Origin of the sequence: Streptomyces sp. NPDC048514 (assembly GCF_043199955.1) — a bacterium.
GTDB lineage: Bacteria > Actinomycetota > Actinomycetes > Streptomycetales > Streptomycetaceae > Streptomyces.
In genome coordinates this window covers 394652-407683 of record NZ_JBICWT010000004.1, presented here as the reverse complement: position 1 = coordinate 407683, position 13032 = coordinate 394652, and the positions used below count along the sequence as shown (strand labels likewise).

The window sequence follows — 13032 nt, the reverse complement described above, 5'->3', positions numbered from 1 at the left end:
CCATGGACGACGTGGACCGCAAAATCCTTGCCGAGCTGCAACAGGACGGGCGACTGACCGTGACCGAGCTGGCCGCCCGGGTGCGGCTGAGCGTCTCGCCCTGCCATCGGCGGCTGCGCGAGCTGGAGCGCTCCGGCGCCATCCAGGGCTACCGGGCGGTGGTGGACGCGGCGGCGCTGGGCCTGACCTTCGAGGCACTGGTCTTCGTGTCCATGCGGCAGGAGGACCGGGACACGGTCGCCGAGTTCGAGCGGGCGGTCAGCCAACTGGATCATGTGCTGGACGCCCAGCGGCTGTTCGGCGAGCCCGACTACCTTCTGCGGATCGCCACCGCGGACCTCGCCGCCTTCCAGCGGCTGTACGACGAGCGGCTGGCCACCCTGCCGGGGGTGCAGCGGCTGACGTCGACACTGGTGATGAAGCACGTCGTGCAGGACCGGCCGCTGCCCGCATAGCAGCGCAGGCGGTGGTTCACCTCCGGTGAACCACCGCCTGCCAGACAGGACGTGGACCTGGAAAAAGGAGCGGGAAGCTATCTGCTGGGCTTCTTGCCGGTGACCCCCAGGTGCACCAACAGGGCCAGGTTCGGCTTCAGTTCGGCCTGCTTCACGCCCCAGGAGGAGAAGCCCTTCTGGTGGGCCGCCACCGCCGCGAGCATCGCGACCAGTGAACCGGCGATCGCCGCCGGGTTCACGTCCTTGTCGACCCTGCCCTTGGACTGCAGTTCCGTGATGGAGTCCGCGAGGGAGTTGTTGACCGAGTTCAGGATCTTCATACGGAGCTTGTAGAACCGTTTGTCCCCCTCGGCCGCGCCGAGGTCGACCACGCGCAGGATGGCGTCGTTGCGGCGCCAGAACTCCAGGAACCCGTCCACGAGTTCCTGCGCGGTCTGCCAGCCCGACTTGCCGGCCCAGGAACGGCCTTCGAGCAGCTCGGTCAAACCGGCGCCCTCGGCCGCCATTTGCTCGGCGATCTCCAGGACGGCGCCCTCGACGTCCGGGAAGTACTGGTAGAAGGTCGCGGGCGAAGTGCCCGCCTTCCGGGCGACATCGATGACCTTGACGTCCCGGTACGGGGAGGAGCTGAGCATCTCGCTGAGGCAGTCGAGCAGCTTCTGCCGGGTCGCCTGCCCACGCCGACCGGCCACGCGGCCGTCGACGGTACGCACTTGTCCTGTCATGCCGTCAGCTTACCGAGGGGTGATCGGAGCGCGATTCGGCCGACTGCAAATGGGGTGCACGGGTGCTCTGGGGGCGGTGTGCCTGGTCTGCGGGGTGCGCGCGACCCGGTTACTTTGACGACATGGCCGAAAACAGGGCATCCCTGCACGAAGAGGCGTACCGGGAGGGTGTCCCCTGCTGGGTGGACGCCCAGCTTGCCGACGTCGAGGCGGGCAAGCGGTTCTACGGTGAGCTTTTCGGGTGGTCCTTCGAAGCGGCGTACGGCTCCTCGGTGTGGGCCCGGCTGGGCGGAGCGCCGGTCGCCTCCCTCGCGCCCAAGACGGACGGCCGGATGCCCACCGTCTGGACGGTGTCCTTCGCCACTCCCGACGCCCGGGCGCTGGGCCGGCGGATCACCGCGGCCGGGGGGCGGCTCGTGCTGCCCCCGTTCGGCCTCGGCGACCTCGGCACCGCGGCCCTCGCCGTCGACCCCGGGGGTGCGGTCTTCGGGCTGTGGCAGGCCGGCAGTCATGCGGGGTTCGGGCGGCGCCGGGAGCCCGGCACCTTCGTCTGGGCCGAGCTGTACACCCGGGACACCGCCGCCGCGAACGCCTTCTACGGCGAGCTCTTCCACGAGGCCCTCTTCGGCACCGGCGCCGTGCCCGACTTCGGCCGCGCGGAGGTCACCGACGTCTTCCCGGCCGAGATGCCCCCGCACTTCCTCACCCACTTCCGGGTCACGGACCTGGCCGACGCCCTCGAAGCCGTGCTGGGGCTCGGCGGGCGGGTGCAGGCGCCGCCCTTCGAGACGTCGTACGGACTGGTGGCCGTCGTCACCGACAATCAGGGGGCGTCGTTCGCACTGCTGCAGCGCTGATACGTCTGCTTTGGCCCTAGACACCCCGTTTTGCCACCGGGTTCGCAACCGGCGGCCCGGCCAGGAAGAATCGGGGTGCGTGCCGCCACGGCGGTGCGGTGGTGAGACGCTGCACTTCGGTCGCGTACATATGTGGGTGGCGCGGCTCGTACGGGGAGGTGGCAGGCAAGTGGTGGATCAGCTGACGCAGCACGATCCGCGGCGGATCGGGCCGTTCGAGGTGCTGGGCCGGCTGGGCGCCGGCGGCATGGGGCTGGTCTATCTCGCGCGCTCGGCGTCCGGCCGGCGCGTGGCGATCAAGACGGTGCGCACCGAGCTGGCCGAGGATCAGCTCTTCCGGGTGCGTTTCACCCGCGAGGTGGAGGCGGCCCGCGCGGTCTCCGGGTTCTACACGGCCGCCGTGGTGGACGCCGACCCGCGTGCCGCCGTGCCCTGGCTCGCCACCGCCTACGTCCCCGCGCCCTCGCTCGAGGAGATAGTGAACGAGTGCGGGCCGCTGCCGGCCCAGGCCGTGCGCTGGCTCGCGGCCGGAGTCGCGGAGGCCCTGCAGTCCATCCACGGCGCCGGGCTGGTCCACCGCGACCTGAAGCCCTCCAACGTGCTCGTGGTCGAGGACGGCCCCCGGGTCATCGACTTCGGTATCGCCTCCGGGGTCTCGAACACCCGTCTGACGATGACGAACGTCGCCGTCGGCACCCCCGCCTACATGTCACCCGAGCAGGCAAAGGACTCGCGCAGCGTCACCGGCGCCAGCGACGTCTTCTCCCTCGGTTCGATGCTCGTCTTCGCGGCCACCGGCCACCCGCCCTTCCACGGCGCCAACCCGGTCGAGACCGTCTTCATGCTGCTGCGCGAGGGCCCGGACCTCTCCGGCCTGCCCGACGAGCTGCGCCCGCTCATCGAGCTCTGCATGCAGATGGAGGCCACCGGCCGGCCCAGCCCCGCCGACCTCCAGGCCCAGCTCGCCCCGCACCTCTTCGGCTCCGGCTCCGACGACAGCGGCACCGCCTCCGCGTGGCTGCCCGAGAAGGCCGTCGGCCTCATCGAGACCCGCCGCGGCGGCCGCCCCGCCGCCAAGCCCGCCCTCACCGCGCCCGGGTCGCGCAGCGGTGGCCGCGCGGCCGTCCCCCCGCCGCCGCCGTACGACCCCCCGGTCCCGGCCCCCGCACCGGCCGGCGCGCCCGACACCGGCCCGGTCCAGCTGGCCGGCGCCCCGGTGCCGATCGGCCCCGGCCCGCGGGTGGCCGACGCCCGTGCCGCCGCCGTCAAGGCGCCCCCGCCGGAGGCCGGCCTGGTCGCCAGCTGGTCCCGGCCGCGGCCCGGTGTGAACGGCGCGGACCCCGCCGTACCGCCCGTCCCGGTCGTGGCCCCGGAGACCGCGAGCGGCTGGCGCCCCTGGCGGTTCCGGATGTCCAACGACGTCTGGGGCACCCCGTCGGTCGACGGCGACCTCGTCTACGTCACGTCCTTCGAGGTGCACGCCCTGGACGTGGGCACGGGCCGGCGCCGCTTCAAGACCCGGGACGTGGCCTGGTCCATGGCGGTCGCGGACGGGCGCATCCACGCCTCCGACGGCCCCACCCTCTTCGCCCTGGACGCGCGCGAGGGCGGCGACCTGTGGCGGCTGTCCACGGAGGCCTGGGTGTACTCCCTGAGCGCCGACCGCGGCACGGTCGTCACCGGCACCCGCGGCGGTGGCGTCCAGGCCTGGGAGGCCGCGGGCGGGCAGAAGCTGTGGGAGATCGCCGGCTGCCAGACCGACTTCGAGTCCCCCGAGTCCGGCCCGCTCGTCCACGACGGCACGGTCTACGTCTGGCAGGACGCCCGGCTGCGCGCCCTGGAGGCCCGCACCGGGGAGGAGCGCTGGTCGTACCCCATCGGTGACGCCGCCTCCTGCGGCGGTGTCCCGGTCCGGCTGGCCCCGGCGTCCGACGGCTACGTCTACGTCTCGGCCGGCACCCGCGTCCTCGCCGTGGAGGCGGCGAGCGGCATGGTGCGCTGGCACTTCGAGGCCCCGGCGGTCTTCCTCAGCCCGCCGGCCTTCGCCCCCGGCCCCGCGGTCACCGGCGGCGGCGTCTACCTCGCCGACTACCTCGGCACGGTCTACGCCCTCGACGCCACCGACGGCCGCGACCGCTGGCGCATCGCCACCGAGGCCCGCTCCTCCATCGAGCCGGTCCTGGTGGCCGGCGGCCATGTCCACGTGGGCAGCGGCAAGGGCCTGTACACCCTGGACGCGGTCACCGGCACCCCCAAGTGGCGCTTCCAGGCCGGCGGCGACGTCGTGGGCGCCCCCGCGGTGGCGGAGGGCCGTATCCACTTCGGCTCCACCGACCATCTGCTGTACACGCTGAAGGCCGACGACGGGCGGCTGCGCTGGAAGCTGGCCACCGGGGGCGAGATCACCGGCTCCCCGGTGGTCAGGGACGGCGTGGTGTACGCCTGCAGCAAGGACCGGTGCGTGTACGCCCTGGACGCCGAGAAGGGCACGGGGACGGCACGCACCGCCTGAGTGCGTGACGGCCGTCGTACCGGTTGCACGGAAGGGTCGGACGGCGGCCGTCCAGCGCAGACGCTACTCGCGGTGCCGGAGACCCGCCAGGCGGTGAACGCAGGCGGTGAACGCGGCTGGGTAGGGTGCTGGCATGCACATGCATACCCGGAAGCGCACGCTCAGGTTCACGGCCGTACTGACCTTCGTGGTCCTCAGCCTCACGGGCTTCTCGTCGGGACGGCACCGCAGCCACCACGGGAGCGGCGGCGGTGGCTGCGGCAGCTCCCACCAGGACCACGACACCTCGACCTCGTCCACCTCGGGCGGCGGCTCCTACGACGACCCGGACGACGACTACTACGGCAGCAGCGGGACGACCGGCGGCACGGGCACGACGGGCGGCGTCGCGGCGACCGGCGGCACGGGCACGACCGGCGGCACCGTGGCGACCGGCGGCAGCGGCACGACCGGCGAGAGCCGTTACGGCCGGCGCCCCACCCACCGGGCCACCTCCACCCCTTCGGGCGGCAGCGCCGAGCCGCTGCGGGACGGCACGGCGAGGCTGATCAGCTGCGCGACCCAGGACAGGCCGTACGCCACCGTCGAGATCACCAACCCGAACGGCCGCGACGCCGAGTTCCAGACCCGGGTCACCTTCTACGACGACGAGGGCACCGAGATCCTGGACAACTCCTCCTACACGGTCGAGGTACCGGCGAAGGGCAAGGCGACCGCCCGGGTGACGGCCGGCGGCCGCATCCTGCCAAAGGTCCACCGCTGCGAGGCCGACCGGGTGGCCCAGGCCCGGCCGGGCTCCTAGCGCAACCGGAAATCGCCGCGCCTGCCCGCGAACAACTCCGCCTGCCGCTCGGCCGGCAGATTGCCCAGGGCGATGAGGTGCGGCGCCTGTGCGAACGCCTGCGCGCGCGCCGCCTCCTTCGCCGCCCACAGCGCACGCACGGTCCCCTGCACCCCCGCCGGTGGATGCGAGGCGATGACGGTGGCACACCGCACGGCCGCCGCCAGCGCCCCTCCCACCTCGGTGACTTCGGAGACCAGCCCGATGTCGTGGGCCCGCCGGGCGGAGATCCGTTCGGCCGAACCCATGAGCATCATCCGTGCCACCTCCCCGTACGGCATCCGGTGTGCCATCAGCACGGACTCGTAGGCGCTGACCATGCCGTACGTCGTGTGCGGGTCGAAGAAGACGGCCGTGGGGTCGGCGACGACGAACTCGCTCTCGCCCAGCAGATAGAAGGCGCCCCCGCAGGCCATCCCGCGCACCGCGGCGACCACCGGCTTCCACAGGTCGTTCGCCTTCGGCCCGGCACCCAGCAGCGGGTCGTCCTGCATGTACGGCGAAGAGGGCTGCGGGACGGCCGCGTCCCGGTCGACGCCCGTGCAGAACGCCCGCTCCCCGGCCCCGGTGAGCACGACGGCCCGAACGGAGTCCTCGAACCGCAACCCGCGCCACACCGCGCCGAGTTCGGCGGCCGTCTCCGGATCGATGGCGTTGAGCCGACCGGGCCGGTCGAGCGTGACGACGGCGACCCCGGTGTCCTTCTCGACCTCCAGGCGCACGGTGTTCACGCGAGCACCCACTGCGGCAGCCCGTCGGAGAAGACCACCCGCACCCGGGCGCCGATCCGGACGCGCTCACGGTCCACGGAGCCGAGCGCGGCCCCCGCCCCGCTGACCAGATTGCCGACCAGCCGTATCCGCGGGGCCTCCTCCAGCTCCACGACCAGCACGCCGTACGGGGCCTGGGCCGCGTAGTCGGGCAGCAGCGGCGGATGCGGCACGACGTACGACCACACCCGTCCACGCCCCGACACCGGCTGCCACTCGCTCGTGAAGGACCGGCAGTGCGGGCAGCAGGGCCGGGGCGGGAAACGCGGCTCGCCGCAGTCGGCACAGGCCTGGACGCGCAGTTCGCCACGGGCCGCGTACTTCCAGAAGGGCGCGCCGTCGGCGTCGATGACGGGGCTCAGCATGGTCAACTCCTCAGGAGCAGCGCGGAGGTGGGGACGCCCTCGCCCGCCGTGACCAGGCAGGTGGCGGCGCCGGGGACCTGAGCGGTACCGGTCCCGCGCAGCTGCTTCACCCCTTCGTTGATGAGGTTGAAGCCGTGCACGTAGGCCTCGCTGAGCCCGCCCCCGCCCGTGTTGACGGGCAGCCGGCCGCCGATCTCCAGGGCGCCCTGCTCGGTGAAGGCTCCCCCTTCCCCCCGTCCGCAGAAGCCGTACCCCTCCAGCGACAGCGGTACGAGGGCCGTGAAGGCGTCGTAGATCTGCGCCACGTCCACGTCGTCCGGGGTGAGGTCGGCGTGCTTCCACAGATGCCGGGCGGCGGTCCAGGCGGGGCCGGTCAGCGGGTCGTCGTTCCAGTAGTTGACCATGCCGTGGTGCTGCGCGGGCAGTCCCTGCGCGGCGGAGTGGACGTACACGGGCTTCTTCGCGCAGTCCCGCGCCCGTTCCCGGCCGACGACCACACAGGCCAGCGCGCCGTCCGTCTCCAGGCAGTTGTCGTAGAGGCACAGCGGCTCGCTGATCCAGCGGGCGGACATGTACATCTCGCGGGTGAGCGGCCGTTCGTACATGACGGCCGCCGGGTTCTGGTTGGCCCGGTTCCGGCAGGCGAGGGCCACGTTGAACAGGTGATCACGGGTGGCGCCGTACTCGTGCATGTACCGCCTGGCCAGCATGGCGATCTCGTCGGCCGGCCGCAGCAGCCCGAAGGGCCGGGTCCACTGGGCCGGAGTGGGCAGCTGTACGGCGGTGTTGGTCCACGGCCTCGGCCCGCTGCCCCGCTTCCGCGACCGCCAGGCGACCCCGACGGTGGCCTGCCCGGTGGCGATGGCCGCGGCGAGGTGCGCGACGGTGGCACAGGAGCCGCCGCCTCCGTACCCCACCTTGCTGAAGAACGTCAGGTCCCCGAACCCGACGGCCTTCGCCAGCTCCACCTCGTCGGTCTCCTCCATGGTGTAGGAGGCCAGGGCGTCGACCTCGCCGGGCGCGATCCCGGCGTCGTCGAGCGCGGCCAGCACGGCCCGGCAGGCGAGCGTCTTCTCGTCCTCGGCAAGGTGCCTGGCGAAAGCCGTCTGCCCGATCCCGACGATGGCGGTGGCGTCCTTCAGTCCCGTTCCCGTCATGCGAAACCCCCTCTCCTGACAGGTCGTCAGATTACAGCTAACCTGACGGTTCGTCAGCCAGCTGTGTGCTTCGGGGAGGCCTGCTGTGAGTGACTGGGGCACGATCCCGCGACTGGTGCGCTCGTCGGCCGAGCGGTACGCGGACGCCGAGGCGGTGGTCGAGGGCCGTACGAGGGTCACCTACGCCGAACTCGGCGCCCGGGTCGAGCGCGCGGCGGCCGCCTGTCTGGCCGGCGGGGTCGAGGTGGGCGACCGGGTCGCCGTCTGGGCCCCCAACAGCCTGGACTGGATCGTCGCGGCGCTCGGCGCGGTCTCGGCGGGCGCGGTCCTGGTCCCGCTCAACACCCGCTTCAAGGGCGCCGAGGCGGCGGAGGTGCTGCGCCGCAGCGGGGCCCGGCTGCTGTTCGTGACGGGCACGTTCCTCGGCACGTCGTACGTGGCGTCCCTGCGCCGCGCGGCGGGGCAGGGGGCGCCGGACGGCAGGGGCCCGCTGCCCGGGCTGCCGGCGCTGGAGCAGGTGGTGGTCCTGTCGGACGACGCCCCACCGGACTTCCGCACCTGGAAGGACTTCCTGGCGGCGGGGGAGGGGCGGTCGGCGGCCGAAGTCCGCGCCCGCGAGGACCGGTTGTCCGGTCCGTCCCTCTCGGACATCGTCTTCACGTCCGGTACGACGGGCCGCCCCAAGGGCGCGATGATCACGCACGCGCAGACCCTGCGGGCGTACGAGATCTGGGCGGACCTGGCGGGGCTGCGCACGACGGACCGCTACCTCATCGTGAACCCCTTCTTCCACACGTTCGGCTACAAGGCCGGGGTGATCGCCTGCCTGATGCGCGGGGCGACGATGGTTCCGCAGCCGGTGTTCAACGTGGCGACGGCGCTGGCGAACATAGCGGCCGAACGCATCTCGGTCCTGCCCGGTCCCCCGACCCTCCACCAGTCCCTGCTGGACCATCCGGCCCGCGACGCCCACGACCTGTCGGCGCTGCGGCTGGTGGTGACGGGCGCGGCGGTGGTCCCGCTGCGCCTGGTGGAACGCCTGCACGGTGAACTCGGCATCGGCACGGTCCTCACCGCCTACGGCCTCTCCGAGGCGAGCGGCATCGTCACGATGTGCCGGCGCGGCGACGACCCGTCGGTGATCGCCGCCACCTCCGGCCGGCCCATCCCGGGCACGGAGGTGCGTGTGGCCGACACCGAGACGGGCGCGCCGGTCCCGGCCGGGAGCCCCGGGGAGGTGCTGGTCCGCGGCTTCAACGTGATGCGCGGCTACTACGCCGACCCGGCGGCCACGGCACGGACGGTGACCCCGGACGGCTGGCTGCGCACGGGCGACGTGGGTGTCCTCGACACGTCCGGCAACCTGCGCATCACGGACCGCATCAAGGACATGTTCATCGTCGGCGGATTCAACGCCTACCCGGCGGAGATAGAGCAACTCCTCGGCATCCACGCGGACGTGGCGGACGTGGCGGTGATCGGCGTGCCCGACGCCCGCCTGGGCGAGGTCGGCAAGGCCTTCGTCGTCCGCCGGCCGGGCTCCGTCCTGACCGCCGACGACCTGATCGCCTGGTCCCGCCGCGAGATGGCGAACTACAAGGTGCCGAGAACGGTGGAGTTCGTGGGGTCACTGCCCCGGAACGCGAGCGGCAAGGTGCTGAAGGAGGGCCTGCGGAGGAGGGGCGGGGACTGACCGCCACGGAAGAAGCCGGCCGGAGCCCCCGCCCCGCCCCGCGCCCCGCAACGCGACGGCGACCCCGCCCCCCCCGGGCGAGGTCGCATCCCCCGATCCCCCCCCGGCGGGGTCGCATCCCCCGATCCCCCCCCGGCGGGGTCGCATCCCCCGATCCCCCCCGGCGGGGTCGCATCCCCGGACCCCGCCCCCCCCGGACGAGATCACATCCCCCGAACCCACCTCGGCCGCGGCGACTCCCCTCCGCGCCGCCGCGACCGTCCCCCGTCGGGGAGGTGGCCCTACTTCCCGCCGTGGAGGTCGAGAGCCGGCGGGGCCGGGGTGTGCTGGTCCATCGTGGTGACCGGCTCGTCCAGGGCGGGCGGGGCCGGGGTGTGCTGGTCCATCGTGGTGACCGGCTCGTCCAGGGCGGGCGGAGCGGGAGTGTGCTGGTCCAACGTGATGATCTTCTCGTCCTTGCTCATGGCTGGTACTCCAAGAGATATGTGACGCACTGGCAGGAGAGCCCGTTCGGCAACTCCCCCGTAGGTCGCCGAACGGGCGTTCCAGAAGGCCTCAGAGTAGCCGTGAGGCCCGGCGGATCCGTCTGCCCCCCGACAGCGGCGGATCGACTCATCGAGAGTGACAGGCGGTCATAAACGTTCGATGAACGACGTGGCGGCAGACGCTCACGCCGCTGCCAGAGGGGAGAGCAGGGAGCGCACCTCGGTGGCCTCGGGCGAGCCCGTCTGCTCGTACAGCGCGAGGGCTTCCTGCCAGCAGGCGCGGGCCCGGTCGGACTGGCCGAGTGCTTCCAGGGCCCTTCCCAGCATCGTGAGGGCGTTGGCCCGCATCCAGTCGCCGCCGATGCAGCCGATGGCCAGGGCCTGTTCGGCGTGCTGGGCCGCCAGAGCGGAGTGCTGGGAGACCAGGTGCACCTGCGCGATGCGGAAGTGGGTGGTTCCCTCCCACAGGCGCTGTCGGCTGTCGGTGAAGATGTGCAGTGCCTCGGTCAGTTGCACCAGCGCCTCGGACAGGGACCCGGCCTGGGTGAGCACGATGCCCAGCGCGTAGTGGGCGTTGGCCAGGCGGACCGACATACCGAGTTCGTCGTATATGTCGACCCCCCGCTTCGCGAGCTCCACGGCCTCCTTGCTGCGTCCCATGGAGGCGAGGGCACGGGAGAGGTTGCACACGGCACTGGCTTCGCCCGGCTTGTTGCCGTCGGCCCGGAAAGCTTCGATGGCCCGCTGCAGATAGGTCACCGCGTCCGGGAAGCGTCCCGTGCAGTTCGCGATGATGCCCAGCTGGTTGGGCGCCGTACTGCTCGTCCAGGGATCCTTGGCGGCCTCGTTCAGCACGTCGGCGTGCTCGGCCTCCAGCCGCGCCTCGTCGAACCGTCCGGACTGGCTGAGGACTTGCGCCAGCGTGATCCTCGACCGTGTCTCGGCGTGCGCGTCGCGGAGGCCGGCGGCCGCGTCCCGGGCAGCCACGGCCGTCGTCTCGTACCGCCGAGCGCTGGCTCCGGACTCGGCCAGGTCTATGGTGGCCAGCAGAAGATCGACGGCCCGTCGCAGGGTGGGCGCGTCGAGTGACTGCTGGACGCACGCGAGAAGGGGCTCGGCCTCCGTGTGCAGCCAGTCCAGTGCCGCCGAGGCGTCGGCGAAGGCGATGCCCGGGCCCTCCACACCTTCCAGATGGGCGACCGTCCGGTCCCCCGGCCGTTCCATCGCGTACACGCCCGTCGCCGTCGCCAGGTAGAAGTCCAGCAGGCGGGACATCGCCGCCCCGCGCTCGCTCGGGGGCTGTTCGTCGCGGGCCGCGCAGGCGCGGGCGTAGAGGCGTACCAGGTCGTGGAAGCGGTAGCGGCCCGGGGCCGCCGACTCCAGCAGCGACGTGTCCACCAGGGACTCCAGCAGGTCCTCCGTGTCCTCCGCCGGCAGGTCCAGCACCGCGGCGGCCGCGGCCAGCGAGATGTCCGGGCCGTCCGCCAGGCCCAGCAGCCGGAACGCCCGGGCCTGGGCCGGCTCCAGCTGGCCGTAGCCCAGCTCGAAGGTGGCCTTCACCGCCAGGTCGCCGGCCTGCAGCTCGTCCAGCCGGCGGCGTTCGTCCGCGAGTTTCGCGGCGAGGACCGACACCGTCCAGGTACGCCGGGCCGCCAGGCGGGACGCCGCGATCCGGATCGCCAGCGGCAGGAAGCCGCACGCGGCCACGACGTCCAGCGCGGCCTCGCGCTCCGCCGCCACCCGTTCCACGCCCACGATCTTCGTGAAGAGCGCCAGCGCCTCGTCGGGGGACATGACGTCCAGATCGACCAGATGGGCGCCGGCGAGGTCCAGCATCCGGACCCGGGAGGTGACCAGGGCCGCGCAGCCCTCCGTGCCGGGCAGCAGCGGCCGTACCTGCGCCGCGTCCTTGGCGTTGTCCAGCAGGACCAGGATCCGGCGGCCGTCCAGGACCGAGCGGTAGAGCGCCGCCCGTTCCTCCATCGAGTCCGGGATCGCCGAGTCCGCCGTGCCGAGCGCGCGCAGGAACGACCCCAGCACCGTCTCCGGCTCGGCCGGGCGGGGGCCCGCGCCCTGCAGGTCCACGTACAGCTGTCCGTCGGGGAAGGCGGGGCGCGCCCGGTGGGCCACATGGACCGCCAGGGTCGTCTTGCCCACGCCGCCGATACCGGCCAGCGCCGAGACCGCCATCACCCGGCCCTCCGCCTCGGACGCGCTGGACAGCACCTCGCTCAGCTCCGTCACGCAGGTGGAGCGGCCGGTGAAGTCCGGGACCGTGGCCGGCAGCTGTGCTGGGCGGACCGGGGCCGTCGCCGGCTCCGCCACCGGCGCCGAGGGCTCCGCCAGGGCGGGGTCCGCCTGGAGGATGCGATGCTGCAGTTCCCGGAGCCCCGGCCGCGGATCGACCCCCAGCTCCTCCGCCAGCAGGCGCCGGGTGTCGGCGTACACCGCCAGCGCCTCCGCCTGCCGGCCGCTCCGGTACAGCGCCAGCATCAGCAGCTCCCGCAACCGCTCCCGCAGCGGGTGCGCGGCCGTCAGCGCCGTCAGCTCCGAGACCGCCTCCGCGTGGCAGCCCTGCTCCAGATCCATGTCCAGGCGGGCCTCCAGCAGGCCCAGGCGCCACTCCTCCAGCCGGGCCCGCTGCGCCTCGGCGTACGGGCCGGGCACGCCCGCCAGGGGTTCGCCGTCCCACAGGGCGAGGGCCTCGTTCAGCAGCGACCGGGCCCGGCCCAGATCCCCGGCCCCGCGCGCCTTCTCGGCGTCCACCGACCGCTCCTGGGCCACCGCCAGGTCCAGGGCGCCCTCGCCGAGGCCGCGTACGGCGTAGCCGCCGGACTCGCTGACCAGGACGCCGGGGTCCAGGATCTTGCGCAGCCGGGAGGCGTAGGTGCGCAGCGCCGCCAGCGCCTGGGACGGCGGCTCGGTGCCCCACAGGGCGTCGATCAGCTCCGCCGCCGTGGCCGTACGGCCCTCCCGGAGCAGCAGGGCGGCCAGCAGGGCGCGCTGCTGGGGGGAGCCCGTGTTCAGCGCGTCCGCGCCGCGCGTGGCCCGCACCGGACCGAGCACGCCGAAGCGCAGCGCCCCCGTCCCCGCGACGGCGCCTGTCCCGGCCACGGTCACGGAGCCGGCACGCCGCTGCTCGGGTACTCGCGGCCCAGCGTCCATGCGTTCG

Annotated in this window: 11 protein-coding genes; 5 read left to right on the top strand and 6 right to left on the bottom strand. The window is 73.2% G+C overall.

Annotated elements, in window-relative coordinates:
* The first annotated feature begins 2 nt into the window (after positions 1-2).
* Positions 3-455 carry an Lrp/AsnC family transcriptional regulator gene (locus ACGFT2_RS10575; RefSeq protein ID WP_393275669.1) on the top strand — a complete coding sequence of 151 codons (453 nt, stop codon included), beginning with the start codon at positions 3-5 and terminating at the stop codon, positions 453-455.
* 77 nt (positions 456-532) lie between these two features.
* Here ACGFT2_RS10575 and ACGFT2_RS10570 read toward each other — a convergent pair whose 3' ends face one another.
* Positions 533-1180: a TetR family transcriptional regulator gene (locus ACGFT2_RS10570; protein ID WP_393275666.1), complete on the bottom strand. Its 648-nt coding sequence runs from the start codon at positions 1178-1180 to the stop codon at positions 533-535.
* A 122-nt stretch (positions 1181-1302) separates the two neighbouring features.
* Between ACGFT2_RS10570 and ACGFT2_RS10565 the strand changes: the two genes are divergently transcribed.
* From ACGFT2_RS10565 to ACGFT2_RS10555, 3 genes are all read left to right on the top strand, one after another.
* Positions 1303-2037 carry a VOC family protein gene (locus ACGFT2_RS10565; protein ID WP_393275663.1) on the top strand — a complete coding sequence of 245 codons (735 nt, stop codon included), beginning with the start codon at positions 1303-1305 and terminating at the stop codon, positions 2035-2037.
* Between the two features lie 169 nt (positions 2038-2206).
* A complete protein-coding gene (locus ACGFT2_RS10560; RefSeq protein WP_393275660.1) occupies positions 2207-4549 on the top strand; it encodes a PQQ-binding-like beta-propeller repeat protein in 2343 nt (780 codons plus the stop codon).
* A 133-nt stretch (positions 4550-4682) separates the two neighbouring features.
* The gene (locus ACGFT2_RS10555) at positions 4683-5351 is read left to right on the top strand and encodes a hypothetical protein (RefSeq protein WP_393275658.1); all 669 of its coding nucleotides are present in this window, start codon (positions 4683-4685) and stop codon (positions 5349-5351) included.
* On the opposite strand, the gene ACGFT2_RS10550 is transcribed toward ACGFT2_RS10555, so the two are convergent.
* Genes ACGFT2_RS10550 through ACGFT2_RS10540 form a run of 3 tightly spaced genes read right to left on the bottom strand, consistent with a single transcriptional unit; the run spans position 5348 to position 7682 of the window.
* Complete coding sequence (locus ACGFT2_RS10550) at positions 5348-6121, bottom strand: enoyl-CoA hydratase/isomerase family protein (RefSeq protein WP_393275655.1); 774 nt, start codon at positions 6119-6121, stop codon at positions 5348-5350. The genes ACGFT2_RS10555 and ACGFT2_RS10550 overlap by 4 nt on opposite strands.
* Positions 6118-6525: a Zn-ribbon domain-containing OB-fold protein gene (locus tag ACGFT2_RS10545; protein WP_393275652.1), complete on the bottom strand. Its 408-nt coding sequence runs from the start codon at positions 6523-6525 to the stop codon at positions 6118-6120. Before ACGFT2_RS10545 ends, ACGFT2_RS10550 begins: the two co-directional genes overlap by 4 nt.
* A 2-nt stretch (positions 6526-6527) precedes the next feature.
* On the bottom strand, positions 6528-7682 hold the full coding sequence (locus tag ACGFT2_RS10540; protein ID WP_393275649.1) for a lipid-transfer protein: 1155 nt from the start codon (positions 7680-7682) through the stop codon (positions 6528-6530).
* A gap of 85 nt (positions 7683-7767) precedes the next feature.
* Between ACGFT2_RS10540 and ACGFT2_RS10535 the strand changes: the two genes are divergently transcribed.
* Positions 7768-9375, top strand: coding sequence for a FadD3 family acyl-CoA ligase (locus ACGFT2_RS10535; protein WP_393275646.1), 1608 nt, complete (start codon positions 7768-7770; stop codon positions 9373-9375).
* Positions 9376-9656: 281 nt separating this feature from the next.
* Here the strand turns inward: ACGFT2_RS10535 and ACGFT2_RS10530 are convergent, their stop codons facing one another.
* Together ACGFT2_RS10530 and ACGFT2_RS10525 are read right to left on the bottom strand one after the other, a co-directional pair.
* Complete coding sequence (locus tag ACGFT2_RS10530; protein WP_393275643.1) at positions 9657-9839, bottom strand: sigma-like protein; 183 nt, start codon at positions 9837-9839, stop codon at positions 9657-9659.
* Between the two features lie 204 nt (positions 9840-10043).
* The gene (locus ACGFT2_RS10525; RefSeq protein ID WP_393275640.1) at positions 10044-13025 is read right to left on the bottom strand and encodes a BTAD domain-containing putative transcriptional regulator; all 2982 of its coding nucleotides are present in this window, start codon (positions 13023-13025) and stop codon (positions 10044-10046) included.
* Positions 13026-13032 lie beyond the last annotated feature (7 nt).

Coding starts and splice junctions, on each gene's coding strand:
- ACGFT2_RS10555 (WP_393275658.1), top strand. CDS start 4,683: ATGCACATGCATACCCGGAAGCGCACGCTCAGGTTCACGGCCGTACTG.
- ACGFT2_RS10540 (WP_393275649.1), bottom strand. CDS start 7,682: ATGACGGGAACGGGACTGAAGGACGCCACCGCCATCGTCGGGATCGGG.
- ACGFT2_RS10545 (WP_393275652.1), bottom strand. CDS start 6,525: ATGCTGAGCCCCGTCATCGACGCCGACGGCGCGCCCTTCTGGAAGTAC.
- ACGFT2_RS10530 (WP_393275643.1), bottom strand. CDS start 9,839: ATGAGCAAGGACGAGAAGATCATCACGTTGGACCAGCACACTCCCGCT.
- ACGFT2_RS10565 (WP_393275663.1), top strand. CDS start 1,303: ATGGCCGAAAACAGGGCATCCCTGCACGAAGAGGCGTACCGGGAGGGT.
- ACGFT2_RS10525 (WP_393275640.1), bottom strand. CDS start 13,025: ATGGACGCTGGGCCGCGAGTACCCGAGCAGCGGCGTGCCGGCTCCGTG.
- ACGFT2_RS10570 (WP_393275666.1), bottom strand. CDS start 1,180: ATGACAGGACAAGTGCGTACCGTCGACGGCCGCGTGGCCGGTCGGCGT.
- ACGFT2_RS10575 (WP_393275669.1), top strand. CDS start 3: ATGGACGACGTGGACCGCAAAATCCTTGCCGAGCTGCAACAGGACGGG.